This window comes from Flavitalea plasmicola, assembly GCF_030546645.1.
Lineage (GTDB): Bacteria > Bacteroidota > Bacteroidia > Chitinophagales > Chitinophagaceae > Puia.
Genome location: NZ_JAUOTO010000006.1, coordinates 542,067 through 560,227, shown reverse-complemented (window position 1 = coordinate 560,227; position 18,161 = coordinate 542,067). Strand labels below are relative to the sequence as shown.

The 18,161-nt window shown below is 49.9% G+C and carries 14 protein-coding genes and 7 tRNA genes; 6 read left to right on the top strand and 15 right to left on the bottom strand.

Annotation, left to right across the window (positions count from 1 at the left end; all coding sequences use genetic code 11):
- The first annotated feature begins 12 nt into the window (after positions 1-12).
- Together Q4E93_RS24095 and Q4E93_RS24090 are read left to right on the top strand one after the other, a co-directional pair.
- Complete coding sequence (locus Q4E93_RS24095; protein ID WP_303589688.1) at positions 13-498, top strand: hypothetical protein; 486 nt, start codon at positions 13-15, stop codon at positions 496-498.
- Position 499: 1 nt separating this feature from the next.
- Entirely contained in the window at positions 500-1,414 is a 915-nt protein-coding gene (locus tag Q4E93_RS24090) for a bestrophin family protein (RefSeq protein WP_303589687.1), read from the top strand.
- On the opposite strand, the gene Q4E93_RS24085 is transcribed toward Q4E93_RS24090, so the two are convergent.
- The 3 genes from Q4E93_RS24085 to Q4E93_RS24075 all read right to left on the bottom strand — a co-directional run bounded on the left by Q4E93_RS24085 (position 1,409) and on the right by Q4E93_RS24075 (position 5,819).
- Positions 1,409-1,615 (bottom strand): hypothetical protein, encoded by a 207-nt coding sequence (locus tag Q4E93_RS24085; RefSeq protein WP_303589685.1) that lies wholly within the window; start codon positions 1,613-1,615, stop codon positions 1,409-1,411. The genes Q4E93_RS24090 and Q4E93_RS24085 overlap by 6 nt on opposite strands.
- Positions 1,616-1,683: 68 nt before the next feature.
- Positions 1,684-3,891 (bottom strand): DUF3857 domain-containing protein, encoded by a 2,208-nt coding sequence (locus Q4E93_RS24080; RefSeq protein ID WP_303589683.1) that lies wholly within the window; start codon positions 3,889-3,891, stop codon positions 1,684-1,686.
- Between the two features lie 32 nt (positions 3,892-3,923).
- Positions 3,924-5,819 carry a transglutaminase domain-containing protein gene (locus Q4E93_RS24075; RefSeq protein WP_303589681.1) on the bottom strand — a complete coding sequence of 632 codons (1,896 nt, stop codon included), beginning with the start codon at positions 5,817-5,819 and terminating at the stop codon, positions 3,924-3,926.
- Between the two features lie 57 nt (positions 5,820-5,876).
- Between Q4E93_RS24075 and Q4E93_RS24070 the strand changes: the two genes are divergently transcribed.
- Positions 5,877-6,782, top strand: coding sequence for an alpha/beta fold hydrolase (locus tag Q4E93_RS24070; protein ID WP_303589680.1), 906 nt, complete (start codon positions 5,877-5,879; stop codon positions 6,780-6,782).
- A 17-nt stretch (positions 6,783-6,799) separates the two neighbouring features.
- Here the strand turns inward: Q4E93_RS24070 and Q4E93_RS24065 are convergent, their stop codons facing one another.
- The 3 genes from Q4E93_RS24065 to Q4E93_RS24055 all read right to left on the bottom strand — a co-directional run bounded on the left by Q4E93_RS24065 (position 6,800) and on the right by Q4E93_RS24055 (position 11,691).
- A complete protein-coding gene (locus Q4E93_RS24065; protein WP_303589678.1) occupies positions 6,800-8,248 on the bottom strand; it encodes an RtcB family protein in 1,449 nt (482 codons plus the stop codon).
- Positions 8,249-8,260: 12 nt separating this feature from the next.
- Positions 8,261-9,361, bottom strand: a complete 1,101-nt coding sequence (locus Q4E93_RS24060) for a slipin family protein (protein ID WP_303589676.1) — start codon at positions 9,359-9,361, stop codon at positions 8,261-8,263.
- 815 nt (positions 9,362-10,176) lie between these two features.
- A complete protein-coding gene (locus Q4E93_RS24055) occupies positions 10,177-11,691 on the bottom strand; it encodes a TROVE domain-containing protein (protein WP_303589674.1) in 1,515 nt (504 codons plus the stop codon).
- Positions 11,692-11,809: 118 nt separating this feature from the next.
- On the opposite strand from Q4E93_RS24055, the gene Q4E93_RS24050 reads away from it, so the two are divergent.
- The gene (locus Q4E93_RS24050; RefSeq protein ID WP_303589664.1) at positions 11,810-12,844 is read left to right on the top strand and encodes a helix-turn-helix transcriptional regulator; all 1,035 of its coding nucleotides are present in this window, start codon (positions 11,810-11,812) and stop codon (positions 12,842-12,844) included.
- Positions 12,845-12,856: 12 nt separating this feature from the next.
- On the opposite strand, the gene Q4E93_RS24045 is transcribed toward Q4E93_RS24050, so the two are convergent.
- The 8 genes from Q4E93_RS24045 to Q4E93_RS24010 form a co-directional block, all read right to left on the bottom strand.
- Entirely contained in the window at positions 12,857-13,342 is a 486-nt protein-coding gene (locus Q4E93_RS24045) for a ribonuclease H-like YkuK family protein (RefSeq protein WP_303589662.1), read from the bottom strand.
- Between the two features lie 17 nt (positions 13,343-13,359).
- Positions 13,360-13,431, bottom strand: a tRNA-Trp gene (locus Q4E93_RS24040).
- A gap of 1 nt (position 13,432) precedes the next feature.
- Positions 13,433-13,510, bottom strand: a tRNA-Phe gene (locus Q4E93_RS24035).
- Between the two features lie 5 nt (positions 13,511-13,515).
- Positions 13,516-13,602 (bottom strand) — tRNA-Ser (locus Q4E93_RS24030).
- 25 nt (positions 13,603-13,627) lie between these two features.
- Positions 13,628-13,700: transfer RNA gene (locus Q4E93_RS24025), tRNA-Ile, on the bottom strand.
- A 6-nt stretch (positions 13,701-13,706) separates the two neighbouring features.
- Positions 13,707-13,778: transfer RNA gene (locus Q4E93_RS24020), tRNA-Lys, on the bottom strand.
- Between the two features lie 7 nt (positions 13,779-13,785).
- Positions 13,786-13,914, bottom strand: a tRNA-Arg gene (locus tag Q4E93_RS24015).
- 85 nt (positions 13,915-13,999) lie between these two features.
- Positions 14,000-14,071 (bottom strand) — tRNA-Met (locus Q4E93_RS24010).
- A 473-nt stretch (positions 14,072-14,544) separates the two neighbouring features.
- On the opposite strand from Q4E93_RS24010, the gene Q4E93_RS24005 reads away from it, so the two are divergent.
- Positions 14,545-15,027, top strand: a complete 483-nt coding sequence (locus tag Q4E93_RS24005; RefSeq protein WP_303589660.1) for a hypothetical protein — start codon at positions 14,545-14,547, stop codon at positions 15,025-15,027.
- 68 nt (positions 15,028-15,095) lie between these two features.
- Positions 15,096-15,578, top strand: a complete 483-nt coding sequence (locus Q4E93_RS24000) for a DinB family protein (protein WP_303589658.1) — start codon at positions 15,096-15,098, stop codon at positions 15,576-15,578.
- Between the two features lies 1 nt (position 15,579).
- Here the strand turns inward: Q4E93_RS24000 and Q4E93_RS23995 are convergent, their stop codons facing one another.
- Positions 15,580-18,060 (bottom strand): Kelch repeat-containing protein, encoded by a 2,481-nt coding sequence (locus Q4E93_RS23995; protein WP_303589656.1) that lies wholly within the window; start codon positions 18,058-18,060, stop codon positions 15,580-15,582.
- Between the last annotated feature and the right edge of the window lie 101 nt (positions 18,061-18,161).

The following is an 18,161-nucleotide window of genomic DNA, read 5'->3' as shown; positions in this document are numbered from 1 at the left end:
AAATTAAAGCGTATGAAAAAAAACATATTATTACCGACCGATCTTACCGTCACCTCGCTGTACCCCATTCATGAGATCTGCAAAAATGCAGGTGGGGAGCAATGCAATATCTATATCATTCATACTTTGGATCTTCCCACGGGTATCATGGACCTGCTATTCCTACAGGAAAGAAAACCTTATAAAATGCTGCCTCCCTCTTTCCTGGAAGCGATTGAGATGCTGAGAAAGAAATATGCTTCCATTATCCATCTCCTGTCGTTCGAATTCCTGTATGGCAATTCCCGGGCTTACCTTCGTCATTACATGCAGGGGCGTAATATCCAATCCGTGTATTTGCTGGAAGACCATGTGTATGAAAACAGGCTTCCACAATCCGTCAGCTGTATACGGACATTAAGAAAGTGCAAGGTCCCCATCGTATATGTGGAAAAGGGCAGACAAAATGAAGTAGGGGTTCTGACAACGCTTTTGTATAAAGAAAAAATGTTAGCCTGATATGTTACTGAAAAAAAATATCCCTATCAAGTATATCATGGGGAAGATCAGGACAGAGCTGATCCTGTTAAGCCTGTATGCCATGGGAGTGGCTATTCTATACAAAGTATTTCAATTTACCAACCTTACCATTCCCTTATCCGTGCCTATGATCATGGGAACGGTGATCTCTTTACTGCTGGCTTTCCGGTCCAACCAGGCGTATGATCGCTGGTGGGAAGCCAGGACCATCTGGGGATCCATCGTGAACGACAGCCGAAGCCTGGCCAGGCAGATCAATTGGTTCACCCATACTGCAGGCCAGGATGAGCAGGCACATTTTATCAGGTCGCGGTTTATCAAAAGGCAGATCGCCTGGTGCTATAGCCTCAGCCGGAGCCTGCGTGGCCAGGATACCCAGTATGGAATCGAAAAATTTATCAGCCGGAGCGATATGCAGCATATTAAAAATTTCAACAATACTCCCATGGCTATCCTTGACCTGCATGGGCAGGAATTGCAGAAGGCTTATCACAATGGTTTGATGAATTCCTATCAGCAGGTGGAGATCGACAGGACTTTGTCACGGCTTTGTGATGCCATGGGGAAATGCGAAAGGATAAAGAATACCATATTCCCGGCCACCTACAGCCTTTATATTCATTTTTCCCTTCTGTTCTTTTTCCTGCTGCTCCCTTTTGCGGTGGTGGATCTCTTTGGATTTATGAGCATCCCGGTCGTCATTGCCATCGGCGCTGTATTTTTCCTGATCGAAAAAATGGCGATCCACCTACAGGACCCTTTTGAAAACAAGCCCACGGATACTCCGATGACGGCCATTTGCTTTACCATTGAGCGGGATCTGAAGCAGATGATCAGTGATGTCCCCCATTATACGGAAACGGCGCCCCATAAGAAGAGATATTATGTCCTATAACGTAGTGTCCCTTTTGTGACGTGCGGTGTCCGGCACCTTGGGGACGGGTATTTTCTCGGGTGGGGGACCGTCCGTGGCCTTTACCGAACCGATGGTCCCGCTGGTGCTTACATTCCTGTCGGGGCGCCCTGTCACCGGACCGGGCGTAGAACATGCGGCAAGCATTGCCGTCAGGAAGCAGGCGGCACATAGTTTTTTCATGATCTGTGGCCTTAAGTATTGGCTTAACAAAACCTATGCAAATGACCGGCCAGGGCGGAGGGATTGGTTTACCCCTTTTTCAACAACACCTTCTGATCTGCGAACTCCGTAGACGCGTCGATAATGGCGAGTAACTGAGGCCATTTGTTTACGGATTCCTGGTCGTGTTTATACGTCCTTTTAAAATGCACCATCAGCTGACTGCCCTGTACCTGGGCGCTGGTGACCACTGATCCGCAATCATTGTTCAAGGTCTTGTTGAGCTTATCCACTCCCTGTACGGAATATCCCTGGGGAATGTCGAAGGCCACAGTGCAGTCCAGCGTGCGGGCATAGGACATATAGATATCTATATTGCGGGTCCTCTGGGAGGGGGTCAATTTCAGGGGAGAATTAACCACTTTACCTATATTGAGCAGGAAATTATTCCCCGCCCGCTGGATGAGACCATCCACGGTGAACTCTGTAGAATATACCAGGTCGGGCGCCGTATGGCGCAGACCGGGATTGTCTATCTTCCAGGAGATGACGTCCTTTGGATCCTGCTCAAATTCTCCTGAGATCTCGGCCTTAAAGCGGTCCTTTAGGGATGCTCTGGCTTTTTGCAGGGCGGCGGCGTAGTCTTCGGACACGTTCTTACTTTTCCTGGCCTTTTGGAGGTTGTCCATAATGGATTTCTCCACATGCAATGCATTTCTTTCAGATTCGTAGCAATCTTCAAAATTCAGGAGCCGCAGCTGCTCGCCCTCCTTCATTTTACCTGTAAGAACGGTATGTCTTTTTACGTGCAGCAATTGCATGTCCGTGCCGTTGAAAGCTACTTTCAGGTTTTCCTCCTGGGTATTGTCCCGCGCCGTGCTCAGGGGGGTGAGCTGGTCAAGTCCTACCACCTGGTTGCGCGTGAACCTTTTGGAACGGACTTCGGGGCAGGGCTGTCCTTCCAGACTGGCGGGTATATAGCCGGGGTATGTGAACATATTGTTGTTGGTGAAGTAGATTGGTTTTTCCAGGTCTACCAGCAGCATGACCGAGAGATCCCCGATGCCCATTACATGGTCAATGGACGGCCCATGTTTATAGGGCATGACGACAAATTTCGAGTAGATCTTATGTTGCTCCAGTATGGGCTGCAGGTAAATGAGATAATCATAATTATTGATATCCATTTCATTCCGGTCCTCGCCTACTTCCAGGCTGGCATCCACCTGGTTATAATAGCGGACAAACCGATAGGCATAGTAGATGAGATTGGCCAGGCTGTCCTTCGGAAGCTTGTTGTAATGTTTGTCATACCCTTTCAGCACGTCTACCACCAGGCGCTTCAGCACGGCTGATTTGCCTGGATCGGGATAGGATATGCCTGTGTTGATCAGGTTTATGATGTCCGCCAGCGGAACATCCTTCACTACTTCTCCCGGGGCCCGCCCTGCGCCCGCATAGGTTCCGCCAGCGAGCACATTCAGGCGGAAGGCAGGCAGCTCCCGGAGCGAGGCCATCCAGAAACCTGTGGGGGCAGCGGGGAGATTTTTCATTCCGATGTCCAGGATGACATCTTTATCTTCATTGGTCGTCTGCTTCGCATCGGGTGCATTGTTCATCGACCGGTATTCGATGGCGTATTTACTTCCGATCTCGCAGTGCAGATAATAATACATGATGGGATGGTCATCGCCAAAAACGAAGATGAGTCTTTCCGGTTCCTTGATATATTCAGAGAACTCTTCCGTCCTGACAAAGTAGTCCAGGATGTCTCCCACCTGCAGGTCACTGATGGCCAGTTTGCGTTGCTGGTCATTGCGGCCGTTGTTCAACGACACCGCTTCGTCTGTGTTCACCTCTTTTATAGTGCCGTTGGGCTTGATGATGCGTGCTCCTACAAAGCTGGTGGATGTGGCTGACATCCAGCCGTTGAGCTTTTTGAACTGGCGGTAGCTGAGCTGCGAATATTCCTCCAGGGAAGCTTTATCGTTGATCTTCACCATTTCTCTTACCGTACTGTTGTAATAGAAATTCCGGTGCGCTGACAGTGCCCAGTTGATCTTCTTTTTTGTATCCGCCTCTATCACGGCTTTTCTGCCCATGATCACGCAGGATTCATTGGCATGCTCTGCGGGAACGGTCCGATTGGCAAATACAGCGTCTTTCCATGCCCAAACCTCAGCGCGGATGGCCGTGGCTCTCTCTTTATATTTGGTCGAATCCGCCTGGGCAGAGGCGGAAACGCAGGTGATTCCCGCCAGGCTGAGCAGTAAACAAATGCGTGAAAGCGGCTTCATGATATAGGATTGTGGGTGTGAATTCATTTCTTTTATTTCCGTGTAAGTGTTACCTGCTGCAGGTAAGTCTTTTTCAGCGCCGCTATATCGGCATTCCATTGTCCGAAGCCGGGCCTGGGCAGATGTACATCCTTTATGACGATGGCTTTCCGGTACTTGAGCACATTCCCCTCCAGTTTGCAGGAAATCGAAAAGCTATATCCTTTGCGTTGGATATCCAGTCCCGGAGGCAAGTCCTGGACTTTATAGCCCGCCGGCAGCGCAAGATTGGTCTCTGTGATCCAATCTCCTTTACAATCGAACAAATAATCCAATTGGCGGCTGGTGGTATCGATGTCGGCTTCGCCAAATTCCTTACGGAAATCCGGGTCGATGTAGATGTCATTATCGAATATAGTGGCGGCGTTGTTATACACCAGCTTATACTGGAAAGAAAGGTCGGCATTGCGATTTTCCAGACCGTCCTGCTTCACCGTTGTCATAACGTAATTAGGGTTGCCACGGGAAAGGAATTGCTGCAGGGCTTCCTGTAATTTGTTCTTATAGACAGAATTGGCACGGAAAAGAATGTTCTCTTTATTTTCTCCTTTCCAAAGGTGAGAGACCTGACCTGTGAGGGCCGTACCTTCGATGCGAAGGTCATATTGATTATGGACCTCATTCTGTTCGTAACCGGACACCGGCACCCGCTGCAGAAGGTAGCTGTCGCCATTTTCGATGAGCACCTGGCGGCCCTGTATACGTTGTGCATATTGTCCAAAGCCGATGTAAGATTCGGTGGCATCTAAAAAATAGAATTTCCCTTTATAGTTCAGGGCGCAGATCATATGATTGTCCACCGCCAGGGAGGGGGTAGAATAATCGTAAGCGATGTGGTCGGTGCCGATCCAGCAAAGGCGGGCATCGAACCCGAGGGCGGCCAGGAGGTTCTTCGTCAGGTTGGCCATGCCTTTACAGTCGCCATATTTTTTGTTCAGGACATCCTGGGCTTTTGCGGGGCGGAAGCCAGCCAGACCGTTCTCAAAGGCAATGTACCGGATATTTTCCTGTACCCACTGATAGACGGCTTTTATTTTATCCAGGTCTGTGGTGAGGCCTTTGGTGATCTCTGTGGCTTTGGCTTTCATCACGGCGGCGTCATTGTTGGTCTGGAGGACGAGGCCACGGTACCAGGCGTATTGATCTTTCAGATCGTTGAAATACTGTTGTTTGCCTGTCTTCAGCTCTGCGAATTTGCTGAGAATGAACAGGTGCGGGTACACATATGATGGACCCGGGCTATTCTCTTCTTTTTTGAAAGAGGGTAGATTGGCGATGGTATAGGTGTAGACGTCAATTTGTTTGCGATCGTCGAACTGGTGGGTCTTCCGAATGCTGTATCCCGCAAAGTTCATCTCTTTTATTTCTATATGCATCCATTTTGGAACCGCGATCTCCACTGTCTTTTGCCGGACCGGCTGCTCTTCCGGGAAATAGATGGTCGTGAAGTAACGCGGGTCCAGGGTCGTCTTTTCCAGGTCGACCTCGTTGGAGGTCCCCTTTTTTATGAAAGGCAGGGAGAAATAATACACGCGCTGGTCGGAGAAGAAGATATCCCCGGAGGAATAAAATTCGTCCTTAGGCTGGATGGACTTGTCGCGGGAGCCATTTACATAGATCTTCACGCCGTCTATCCTGGATTGGCCGTCATAAGTCTCCACCCAAGGGATGGAAGCCCTTAATTCGGCACAATAATAGGTGGTTTTCTGTTCCTGCCGGATGATAACGGGGTGGGCCTGGTCGCCTTCCTCGTAGGAGTATCGCTCGGCCTTATTGCTGATGATAATATTGCTGTCCTCACCAAAATAGGACGGCGGTGCTGCATGGGTGTTTGGCCTGGCGGAGAGAAGGATCAGCGACAGGAATAAGGCGGAGGGGAATTTCATCATTTTTTAACGACAGCGCAGAAATAAAAGTATGTAAATTTCAATCAGTATTTTTAAGGTATGGTAGCGAAGATCGGCCGTATTTTCCTAAAGACTGTTATCTGGGCATTTGTTCTCCTGATTGTACTGTTACTGGTGTTCGATCGGCTGGTGCAGTTTCGTATGGATGACACCGACCTGACAAAGTATTTTCATGAGCGGAAGCTGGATCCGCACATCGCTTATTACAAGGCGGGCGGGCGGGATGTCCGGTATCTGCGGGTGGGGGATAAGCCTGATGCCTCCATCCTTTTCATCCATGGGGCGCCCAGTTCCCTCAGTTACTGGAAAAACTACCTTTCCGACAGCACTTTGCTGAGCAGGGCAACAGTCTATGCCGTCGACAGACCCGGCTATGGTTACTCCGGGCTGGGGAAGCCTCTGCCGGACATTGCTGCTCAGGCAGCTGCCATAAAATTAATATTGGACAGCCTTCATCGGGCGCACCATCCCATCATCATCGTAGGCGTGTCTTTTGGGGCTCCTATTGCCTGTCGACTGGCGATGGATTACCCCGAGCTGGCGGACGGCCTTGTTTTAACGGGTCCGGCCCTGGGTCCGGGGCAGGAAAGGATCTTTTGGTTCAGCTATATGATTGAAAACCCGTTGATCCACTGGGTCATTCCCCGTATGTTACAGTCTGCCAACCAGGAGAAGATCCATCACCGGGAAGAGCTGACAAAGATGCTGCCGCTGTGGCCCCGGATCCATGTCCCTGTAGCCTATCTGCAAGGCGCCGATGACGGACTGATCTATACCTCTAATGCGGACTTTGCCAGGGAGCATTTGAAGAATGCACCCTCATTGGAGATCCAGATGATCCCGGGTAAGGGGCATCTTATTGCATTCTCGGAGAAGCCCCGGATCGAGAAAGCCATTTTGGACATGCTGGATAAGGTGGTCCAGAAAAAGGCCGTCTCAAAATAGTCGAGACGGCCTGCGGCTTATTCTCCTTCGACGGCTTTGCCTTTTTGCCAAGGTTTTGGCTGTGCGCCATCCATCTTTACGATCCTTGGGGTGAATTTTCCCAGCACATCTATTAATTGCCGTTGGGACTGCATCACGGCTTCGATATCCTTGTACGCCTGCGGCGCTTCGTCCAGGCCTCCTCCCAGGAGCGTTACGCCATGTTCATGCAAGGTCTTTTTCAGCAGGTCTTTCGTCACCGTGTTAAGAGCGGTCGTCCGGCTCATCTTTCTGCCGGCCCCATGGGAGGCGGAAGACAGAGACGCTTCCTGTCCTTTACCCTTTACGATAAAGCCAGGCGCCGTCATCGATCCCGGGATAATGCCCAGGACGTCTTTTCCGGCGGGCGTAGCTCCTTTTCGGTGGACGATGACCTCACGTCCTTCATACCATTCCTTCCAGGCAAAGTTGTGGTGGTTCTCTACCCTTTTCAAAGGGCGTCTTCCCAATTGCAGGGCGATCTTATCATGGATGACTTCGTGGCAGGCAGCCGCATAGTCTCCGGCCAGGTTCATCGCTAGCCAGTATTCCATACCTTCTTCTTCCTTCAGGTCCAGCCAGGCCAGGTTGTTCGCTTCCCCCGGTAGCCTTCGTTTCTGTTTGGCCACCTTCGTGTAATGGCCGGCAATAATCGCCCCCAGGGCCCTCGATCCGGAATGCGAGAGCAGGCCAAGGTATTGTCCCGGCTCAAGGTTCAGGGTAGGATCCTTTTCGCTGATGTCCACGACGCCGAATTCCACGAAATGATTTCCCGAGCCGGAGGAGCCCAATTGCTTCGCGGCTTTCCATTGCAGGGGTTTCAGGATAGAAATCTCCGTGAACTCCTTCCTTTCCATGACCTCGTGCGGTGTGCTCTGGTCGAATTGTCTTCCTCCCCCGAACAGCGTGGCCTCGTTGAGCTCCCGTGTAAAATAGTGCTCCCGCTGCAACAGCTCTTTCGGGTTGATGTCGAAAACAGACAGGCACATACGGCAGCCGATGTCGACCCCTACTCCGTAAGGAATAACTGCATTTTCCGTTGCCAGTACACCTCCAATGGGCAATCCATACCCGGCGTGCGCATCCGGCATCAGGGCTCCTGCTATAGCAACCGGCAATTTTGCCGCCTGGTACATCTGGTGGGTAGCGCCCTGTTCGATCTGGTCGCTTCCAAAAATATTAAACGGCACACCTGTTTGGTTCAGGGAGATCTCAACGCCTTCTGTCTCGTCCTTTTTTGGTATCAATTGCCGGGCTATCAGGCCCAATACGGCGTCATTTTCGTATTCCACAGGCGCGGCCAATATTTGCTTCAATAAATTCATCGCCTCCTCCTGTTCTGTAAATTTGTAATTCTTCTCCATGATATTCATGGCTATGCTGATCACGGGACCTTCGGGATAACCGATGGATCGCAGATCTTTTCCTGTTAATTTTAATTTTCCCATTTTTTTGTTTTTTTACTTTGAGGTCGCGAAGATCTGCCGGAGCTGGTCGATCAACACACCATTGCCATTGACACTGATGCTGCTGACCTTTTCTGCGATCTTTTCGACGTACTCCATTTCTTTCAGCTTGAACAGCATGGGGTTGTCCTCCATCAACTTGGCGGTATTCAGCAGATTTCGGGTGCTGGCCGTCTCTTCCCTACGGAGGATGATGTTGGCCTGCGCTTTCTTTTCCGCCACGAGCACCTGGTTCATGATGTCTTTTACTTCACCCGGCAGGACAATGTCGCGGATGCCGAAGCCGGACACCTGTATACCCAGCGTTTCCGCCGTCTGCTGTACCTTTTCCTTTACATAAGGCAAGGCGGTCTCCTTTTTTTCCACCAGCTCGTCAAAGCTCAGTCCTCCGACATACTCCCGAAGAGCCAGCTGAAAAGCCACGTACAGCTGCCTTTCGTGGTCCTTATTCTGCAGCAGCGCCTTCTCAATATTTTCGATCCTATACTGAGCCCATGCGTTGATCCGCAGGGCGGCTTTGTCTCTCGTGAGGATCTCCTGTCCGTTGATCTCCAGCTGCAGCTGCCGGGTGTCCACTTTGCCCACATGGATGGCTATGCCGTTCTTCCACCAGTAATATACACCACTTTCCAGGGTCTGTACATACTTTCCATCTACGAACAACAGTGCCTTTTCGTAGCTCTCTATGGTGTACGTCCGAACATAGGGGGAAACCAGCTTATGCAGCAGCGTGGTACGGTCCAGGTTCTCCATGATCTCGATTTTCCCGAGATCCAGGCGGACGAAGCCATAGGCGACGATCCCTTTCCAGTAGGCATAGCGCCCGGCGGTGAGGACCTGCTTCAAAAATCCATTTTCATATTGTAGGACCAGTTCGTGGTCTTTTACTTCAATTACATGCAGGGATTCCGTGAGGGCTTCGTCCTTCAACAGGATATTGAGCTCGCAAGCGGGAGTAAAGGGTGCGGTGAGGTCATATACCTCTATCCTTTGGGATGGCCATTGCCAGTAGGCCCCCTCTTTCAACATGTGCTGATACGTTCCATGCTTGTACAACAGTCCTACCTGGTAGGCGTTGATCATTACCTTTTTCATTTTGTTGTCATTTATCAATTTTTATATACTGGTTTTGTGTAAAAGCCAGGGGTTATTTGCCATCCTGCATGTGCGGAGACGGGTCGCTGATATAGTTGCCTTTTCCTGCCCCCGGTGAGCCGGGGTAGAGAAATGCTGACTAACTCTTATGACGGGGCTGCTGGCCCATGCCGGATTGCGGTGGACGTCCATTCCGGTGAGTTTCACCGGGTTTTCTGTTCATCGCCGGCGCATAAGCCTGGCTTAGTTGTTTCACCATTTTTATAGCAGCGGTGTGCTGCTTTCCAACCTACGTTTTCAAGGTAGTGCTCTTCCATTGAGCGTTTCGTGTTCAAGACGAAATGGGAATCGAACCCGTGGATATGGCCGGTTGCTGCAGGATACAGGGAGTTACTACACCTGTACTGTTGCGTCTTTTGAAACGCGGGGAATCGGCATAACCGAGGTTTCCCTTTTGAAAGGGAATAAAGTATTTACAGGGCAACAAGTCGAAAAGAGTACGCAAAGTGCTCTAACCGCTGAGCTATGGATTGCACGGGGCAACCCAGCGGGATTCGAACCCGCCACCTCTTCGTCCCGAAGTAACTCTTGTCTACGGCACCTGTAAAATATCATTAAAAAATAAGGAGTAACAAGCGGACTGAGAACGGGGCGCTGTCAAGCGAGGATTTGCACCTCTCCCCGGATCACTCCGGGGTCCTACCCCTGGTTTGGACGATGGAACTCACTCCTACGACATCCTTATATTTCTTTCGTCAAAGATCTTTCTGGTTTTTAAATGACAGCCCCGGCCGGAGCCGAGAGCTGTCATATTCTCATAGATTAAGGTTCTCGATCCTCTTTATAGCATTTCCTCCTTCCTCGATGGCCTGCAGGGCGTGGAAGATCTTATCACTCCATCCCGCCACCAGGTAGACATCATTTTTTTCCAGCTGCAAAGGTGACTGTCCGTGACCTGCAAGGTCGAAGAGGTAGAGCTTTGCCTGTGGCGCCAGCTTTTTATAGCTCTTCCACAGTGTATTGATGTGATACCCGTTGTTATTACTGTTCCATAACTGGCAGTCCGTGAACATCATCACTTTATCAACGATTTGTGAATCGTTTAATAGCTGCTGGATCACGAGGTATCCGTTCGTGCTGTACCCCACCTCTCCTTCTCTCCGGCGAAACTCTTCCACGTTGGAGAGGATATTGTTCTTCGGCACGTTGATCGTTTTCCAGGTATTCCCGAACATCCCGGTGATGACATTCCTGCACCGGCTGCGTAATAACATCGCCAGGACAAGACCTATATCAAAATACTGCACCTTGCTTTTCGGGCTGATGGCCGCCTGCATGCTGCCGCTGACGTCTGCGGCAACGACCACCCGGGTGTTGTCATCGTATCCGGGGATATTGAGGGCGCTGCAAAGAATGGCGGCTTCCAGCGCTTCCAGGATATTCCCCACCCTGCCGTCCTTTACGTCTTTCAGCTCCCTGTAAGCGCTAAGGAAACGGAAGGGCAGCTGCCGGCTGGATGTTACGGCTTTCCCATCGGACAGGTATGAACACACCTTATTCAATGCTTCGTTGCTGATGCCCGCTTCCAGGAAATTCCGGAGGTTCCGCAAGGTGGCCATATAACCCAGCTTGTTGCTGAAGATCATCTCTTCCCATTTTTCCTTAAAGGCCTTGCTGCGTACGGCTTCCGTATTGAAAGCCAGCTGGCCTAATGCGCTCAATTCCACTTCCCAGGTGTAGGGGGTCTTCAGCTCATTCTTTACAATCTTATCGAAAATCACCTGCTGGGCATCGTCTTTTGCCTTAGGGTGGACCAGGAACAGCGCATCGCGCAGCTTTACCTGGTTGGCCCGATCGTATTTGGCGAACTGGTATTCGTCAAATTTATTGAATGATGCCGCCAGGCCTTTCTGCAGCTGTTTGCTAAGCTTGTTCAGTTTCTTTACCTGGGTCCTCTTGTTGGCCAGCTGATAATAGGCCAGCAGCTCCGTGATCTCATCCGCACGTTGTATTACCCGGGCGACCAGTTTGGCTACAACACCATCACCACGATGGACCTTTCCCAGCTCAACAACCAGTACCAGCGGAATGGTCCGCAGGTGCATCTGCTCCCGGGCATAGACGGCCAGACGGGCTACGAATGCGGCCTCGTTCTTTTCGATGAGCTTCCGCAGCCTTTTCAGCTTGTCTTCCGCGTTCTCATAGAACTGATCATTCAGCGCAGATACGGCGACCATCGTATACAGCTCCATCTGGGGCGTAAGGGCAAAGGCTGTTTCCCCTTCGTGGTTCAGCAGCTTAGCGGTGATGGCTTTTACGTTGAATTTCATGTTATGCCTCCTGGTGATTAAGTCTTGTTTTCTGTTGACATTACAAACCTCGCATCGAAGTGTGCAACCTACTTGCACAGTAAAATATTTTTTCTTTCTTTTGCAAAAATTCTTGCTGATGCCCATTAACCGCAATGCCCTGATCCGATATCGCACTATCGACAAATGTCTTCAGAACCGTCGGCGGAAATGGACGATCGAGGACCTTATCGAAGCCTGCAATGAAGCCCTCTATGAATTCGAGGGGATCCAACGCGGCGTAAGTCTCCGTACTATCCGATTGGATCTCAATGCCATGCGAAGCGACAAGCTGGGTTATAATGCTCCGATCATTGTCCGTGACCGTAAGTACTATAGTTATGAAGACCCTGCCTATTCCATCACCAATATCCCTCTCAGCGCCCGTGACCTGGGCATTCTGCAGGAAGTATCCGGTCTGCTACATCAATTCAAAGGATTCAGCCATTTTACCGAAATGTCTGAAATGATCAGCCGGCTGGAGGACAAGATCCACAGCGAGCAAAATCATTCTCCTTCGGTCATCGATTTCGAGAAGAATGAGCTATTGACCGGCATCCAATGGCTGGATGTCCTCTACAAGGCCATCATCTCCCGGACAACGGTCCAACTCTCCTATCAATCCTTTAAGGCCCGGACCGGCAGCAGCCAGGTATTCTATCCTTATTTACTGAAAGAATATCGCAACCGCTGGTTTGTCCTTGGTATGCTGAAGTCGGGAAAGGCCATCATTACCTTTGCCCTGGACCGCATCCAGGATATCATGCTGCTGCCTTCGGAAACGTTCCGCTGGCAAAAGGACTTCGATCCGCATACTTATTTCCTGCCGATCGTAGGCGTGACGCGTAACACCGGCGAAGCACCCATGGAAGTGATCTTTTGGGCCAGCCATGTGCAGGCGCCGTATATCAAGACCAAGCCTATCCATCCTACACAAAAGATCCTGGAAGAGGTGCAGACCGGTACGCATTTCAGCATCGTAGTTATTCCAAACTTTGAGCTGGAGCGCGAATTGATGGGGTTTGGGGAGGGATTGAAGGTCCTCTCCCCTGCCCGACTTGTACGCATCATTCAGAAAAAGGTACGGTTGATGAATGAGCTGTATCATCCTTCAACTGGTCCAGGATCTTTTTGACTGGCTTGTTCTTTACTGTACTACCTTATTTGCGCAGCTGGAGCTTGCGAAAGCTTCCGGTTTTGCCCGGAAAGAAAAGCCCATACCCTGGATATAGCCCATTGCTTCTTTCAATGCATGGTTGCTTTTGAAGCCCGGGTTGGTATTGATATCCGCATGGATTTCCAGGTCCACGCCGTACAAAGTGAACAGACGGCTCAGCGGGTATGCCGCGTCGATGCTTCTGGCCACTTCTTTCAACATCCTTTCTTTGACGCTCATCTTCTTTCGGGAGATCTCAGTATTAATATACATGAAACCTCCTTTCCCTTTCCGGATGAAGACGATGACGGTGGCGAATGCCGTCTCGGCGCCTTTCACCTGGCTATCCGTTCCGATGCAGACCTTTAGTTCGTGGCCTGCCTCCTTTTCCCTGACAAGAGCGGACCTGATCTCATCTTCGATGTTCCTTTTTACGGGAGTGCCGTCAAGGCGCCTCCACTTCTGCTGCTGTTCCATTTTTCTATCTTTTATCGCACGGGATACAGGATTCGAACCTGTATCGTCAGTTTTGGAGACTGACCTGTTACCAATTACATTAATCCCGTATGGCGGCGCCCCGGGGAATCGGACCCCGATCACCGGCTTTTCGGGCCGGCGCAATAGAACCATCTCTGTCAAAGCGCCAGTTGCGGAGAGTGAAGGGATCGAACCTTCGTATCCAAAAAAGGATAGCCAAAGCTTAGCAGGCCTGCACATTACCACTCTGTCAACTCTCCGTTTTCGTTGCACTATTCATCCGGGTTGGTCAGACCAGACTCGAACTGGTAACGCAGTGCGTATAAGGCACTTGCTCTAACCATTGAGCTACTGACCATTCCAGTTGGCCCGCCGGGACTCGAACCCGGAGCCTCCGCATTAAAAGTGCGGCGCTCCACTGTTGAGCTACGGGCCAGTATTTGCTGGCTTAAGAAGAGTCGAACAGAACTTCGTCGGAACATCGTTCCTCGTTCCTCCTCGCTCGCAACCTTCGCGTTGCTCGGTTGTCACCAAGTTCGTAGCGTGGCATTCTTCCATTGAACTATAAGCCATTCTCGGTTGTCCCCGGGACTCGAACCCTGTACTCTTCGTTCACACCGAAGCGCTTTACCTGTTAAGCTAGAGACAACATTTGTGTTGCGACCCCCGGACTCGAACCAGGATCCTCCACCTTATGAGAGTAGGGTGTTGCCGTTACACCAGATCGCAAAAAAAAGCCCGGTCATTGTTGACCGGGCTTGCTATCTGGAAGATCCGCACTACACAGATCCCATTGGCATATACCACGGTCTTTTCAGACATGTCTCTCCCATTCGACTATTAAACCGATGGTGACCGGCCCTATACCCGTTGCGGGAATAGCTATATCGTTTTGAACACAAGGACATAAAAAAAGCCCCACAATTTCTTGCGGGGCTCGTTATAGTGTTTTAATTCTAAACTATTTACATGCAAATTTGCCCCGCACACCTGGATGATAGTCTTCACGACTATTCCATTTTGCTCCTGATATGATAAAAGTGCGATGCATTTGTTTTATGATTTCTTTAACAGTGCAAAGATGCAACATTTTTACTGATACCACCAACTTTTAGGAAAGATATTTTTTTATCGAAGTATCTTTAGAGAGATGACAGACATGGGAAAATCCCTTTACTCAACAATTAAAAGCATTACAGCTTATGAGACGTCTGTTTATTATTCCCATCCTTTTTCTCAGCCAAGGTTTGCTTTTCGGTGCGGCCGCCCAGGATCTCACAGGATCTGGTTTTGTTAATCCAACGGGTACCTATACCCTAACAGGTACTGTCCGGAAAAACCGGGTCATGGGTCATTCGGGGGAGGTCAGGGTCGTACTGCTGGACAGCAGCAGGGTCGCCATATCCTTCTATATCAACAAGGGGTATCCCAATTATGAAGCAGGCTCCATGATAGATACCCTAAAGTATAACGAGGATATGGCCCGGTATACTCCTTCCTGTGATTCCACCTGTACGATGATCTTTTGGTTTTCGGACAAGGCGATGGAGCTGCGAGGATTATATTCGAACCCAAATTCAAGCTGCGGGTTCGCCAACGGCGTCATGACTGCTGCCATCTTTATCAAAACCTCCAGGGACAAGCCGGTGATACAGGATCTGTCGGCGCATGGGATCGTGCGGTAGGGATGTTTTAGCGAGTAAACGAACAAGTTTCGTTTTGATTTGTAATTCCCGCAAAAGCAATCACCACCATGCAAAACCAACCCCTTTTTGTAAAAATGGGCCTGCTCACCTGGGAAGGGCAGCTGAAGAGAGTCACTAGCCTATTTAATAGTCTGACAGACGAGCAGCTGTCAAAAGAGATAGCTCCCGGACGTAACACGGGTATCTATCTGATGGGGCATCTCATTGCCGTACATGACGCCATACTACCGCTGTTTGGACTGGGAGAAAGGCTTCATCCGGAGCTGGAAGAGACTTTTATCAGCAGCCCTGATAAATCCGGTAAGCCAATACCCTCTCTCCTTCAGTTAAGAGCCTACTGGACGGAGGTGCACGGCCATTTGGGAGAGCGTCTCGCCAGTCTTTCGGAGGAACAATGGCTTCAGCGGCATAATTCCGTCAGTGAGGAAGACTTCATAAAGGAGCCGCATCGCAATAAGCTGAATGTTTTGATCGGCCGGGCTAGTCATATTGCTTATCACCTGGGTCAGTTGGTATTGTTGAAAAATTAGGTCAGGCAATCACCTCCTGAAATGTTTTTCCAAAATCAGTGCCGTATATGTCCTTATATTCTTTTATGAATTTCAGGTAGGTGTTATTGGCCAGGGCATGACGGCGCAGCAAGATGAGACTTTTGCATTTGTAATTGAGGGCGTCCTCGTTCAGCGGGTCAAAACAGAAGATGCAATTGGCGATCTCGATAATGAATTCCGGTTCGTTCAGCGGATGCGCCCTCATGTATTCCTGGCATCGATCGATCACGGCATTTGACACTTCTGACTTAATATCATCCAGCCAGCTATATTCCGTCTGGGAGAGGAGCGCTCCCCTCTTGATGATGCTCACCAGGGGGCGGATATCGGCCCTCGTGCTATCACGCGGCGCTTGCAGGAGGGATGTATACTTCCTAAAATCCACGTACAGGTCCTCTTCGGGCGTTTGAAACTGCCAGTAGCCGGATTCCTTATTGATCACAATATTGCCAACCTTTTCCAGTATTACTTTTAACTTGGCCAGGTTCACCGAGCGATTGTTCTTAGCATCTTTTTCAGATTTGTCGTGCCAGAGTATTTCATTCAGCCCTTCAGAGGATATGCCTCTTCCATTGCGGAAGGTATAGGTGATAATGATGAGCAATAATTCTTTCAGCAAGGGGGTGAACAACCTGGTAATGTCATTGCCCTCCTTATCTAAAACCTGGAAGGGGCCGAAAAGGTAGACAGCAGGGTGGATTGTCTTTTCAGAAGATCCGGAAGGAGGGAGGGTTTCAAATTGAGGCTTCGCCGGCGGTTGTGGGTTACTGGTGGCCTCAGGCGCGGATGGATCGGGTGGTACGACCGGGACTTTTTTCCTGCTGAAGAACCAAAAGACGGCTGCTCCAATTGTTATCATGAAGAGGAAGGCACGCCAAAAGTAACTACCGGCTGAGGCTACTGGCTGGGCCTGCACAACTTCTGTTTTTTCCGGCGGGAAATTCAGCGTATAGATCTTTACCTGTGTACTTTTTTCTTTTGTCTCCTCCTTTGAATAGAGCATCGTAACAGCTATGAGCTTATTACTGAGGGGTGAATAATAAAGATCTGCATAAGACTGGACGTCATGAAAACTATAGGGGATGGGATCTCCTTCAGTCTGGTAAGAGGAGTCGGTAAACGAACCTTCCACCAGCTGAAGATTGGAATTATAGCTATCATTTGCATGGATCAATCCGTACCAGGCTCCTGGCCTGGCGCCAATCACCAGGCTATTGGAAAATGTGAATGGAGTGGTGAGAGTCCTCAGCGTGAAAAGTTTCTTGAACGAGCTTTGCCCTATATCATATTGGTAAAGATCATAGTAGTTCCGGGGGTCGAGCATCTGGTCGCCTGTCTGGCTACCATAGCCGCCGACCACATAGGCGGATCTTCCGTCGGGAGACAATCCCAACGCGGAAAGATAGCGCGGCGGGAAATAGTCCCCGGAGGTATGAACCGTGTCCCATCTGTGCAAGGAGAAGCTATAGCGATGGACATAATTCCTGTACCTGAGCTGTCCGTAGCCGCCGATGGTGTATAAGCAAGTATCGTAAGGCGCGATGAATTTATTAGCGTGCCAATATTCCGTAATCGGCGAATAGGGCATGGGGATATCCCACTGGCGGCGTCCCATGTCAAATGTGAGGATCATCTTCTTATCCACGAAAATATCGTACAGCTTGTCACGGAAGGTGTCGTATATGGCCTGATGCCCCAGGATAAATTCCTGATGGTTGGTGGAGATCCAATCCAGGGTATGCTGATCCATCCGGAGGGCCCAGATCGCCAGTGAGTCGGAGCCGGCTACGTAGACCTTATCGTGTTTGGGATCATAGGTTACGGCGCCATATCCATTGAGCGAAAATGAGCTAACCATTTCCCATTTCTGATATTTGGGCTTGATCCATACGGGGTTCTTAATCTTTGCCGGGTGCCGGCCGACCCTGTCGTAAGCTATGTCACCGGAGGTCTCATCCAGTGGCCAAAAATATTTTTCCGCACCCTTTTCAAGGATCTTAATATCCCGGATACGCATGGGCGGGATATCTCTCGTCTTGAACTTCTGGTAATCGTTAGCGCCCCAGAGGAACTTAAAGCACTTTTCGGTAGCCGGGAGGGGACTGGTACCGATCGTCTTCCCGTTGACCGAAAAATGCAGGATATGGTTTTCCAGATCACATATAAATGAAAAGCGGCTCCAATCCTTATGCAACCAGGCGCTGTCCACCGTGAAGCTGATGCCTGAAAAGCTTTCACCAATGATGACCTTAAAGGTACGGAGGGGCTGATTGTATATAAGGTCGATGTTCTGGTTGTTGGAAGAGATCAGGCGGACCACGTAGCCGAAATAGATGGAGCGACCGGGAATGAAGCGAATATCGAAGCTTAATTCAAACTCCTTTTTAAAGCACAATGAATCATCGGGTGAAAGGTCGAGGCTGGTCCTTTTTTCCTGGACAACCTCATGGCTGCTGAACATCAAACCATAAGATTGGGCAAAAACGCTAACCGTTGAGAATAACGAAATTATGATGCTATAGATATACCTCATAAGCTGAGGGTAAAAATAGCTCATTTTCC

Coding starts and splice junctions, on each gene's coding strand:
- Q4E93_RS24095 (WP_303589688.1), top strand. CDS start 13: ATGAAAAAAAACATATTATTACCGACCGATCTTACCGTCACCTCGCTG.
- Q4E93_RS24090 (WP_303589687.1), top strand. CDS start 500: ATGTTACTGAAAAAAAATATCCCTATCAAGTATATCATGGGGAAGATC.
- Q4E93_RS24085 (WP_303589685.1), bottom strand. CDS start 1,615: ATGAAAAAACTATGTGCCGCCTGCTTCCTGACGGCAATGCTTGCCGCA.
- Q4E93_RS24080 (WP_303589683.1), bottom strand. CDS start 3,891: ATGAAGCCGCTTTCACGCATTTGTTTACTGCTCAGCCTGGCGGGAATC.
- Q4E93_RS24075 (WP_303589681.1), bottom strand. CDS start 5,819: ATGATGAAATTCCCCTCCGCCTTATTCCTGTCGCTGATCCTTCTCTCC.
- Q4E93_RS24070 (WP_303589680.1), top strand. CDS start 5,877: ATGGTAGCGAAGATCGGCCGTATTTTCCTAAAGACTGTTATCTGGGCA.
- Q4E93_RS24065 (WP_303589678.1), bottom strand. CDS start 8,248: ATGGGAAAATTAAAATTAACAGGAAAAGATCTGCGATCCATCGGTTAT.
- Q4E93_RS24060 (WP_303589676.1), bottom strand. CDS start 9,361: ATGAAAAAGGTAATGATCAACGCCTACCAGGTAGGACTGTTGTACAAG.
- Q4E93_RS24055 (WP_303589674.1), bottom strand. CDS start 11,691: ATGAAATTCAACGTAAAAGCCATCACCGCTAAGCTGCTGAACCACGAA.
- Q4E93_RS24050 (WP_303589664.1), top strand. CDS start 11,810: ATGCCCATTAACCGCAATGCCCTGATCCGATATCGCACTATCGACAAA.
- Q4E93_RS24045 (WP_303589662.1), bottom strand. CDS start 13,342: ATGGAACAGCAGCAGAAGTGGAGGCGCCTTGACGGCACTCCCGTAAAA.
- Q4E93_RS24005 (WP_303589660.1), top strand. CDS start 14,545: ATGAGACGTCTGTTTATTATTCCCATCCTTTTTCTCAGCCAAGGTTTG.
- Q4E93_RS24000 (WP_303589658.1), top strand. CDS start 15,096: ATGCAAAACCAACCCCTTTTTGTAAAAATGGGCCTGCTCACCTGGGAA.
- Q4E93_RS23995 (WP_303589656.1), bottom strand. CDS start 18,060: ATGTTCAGCAGCCATGAGGTTGTCCAGGAAAAAAGGACCAGCCTCGAC.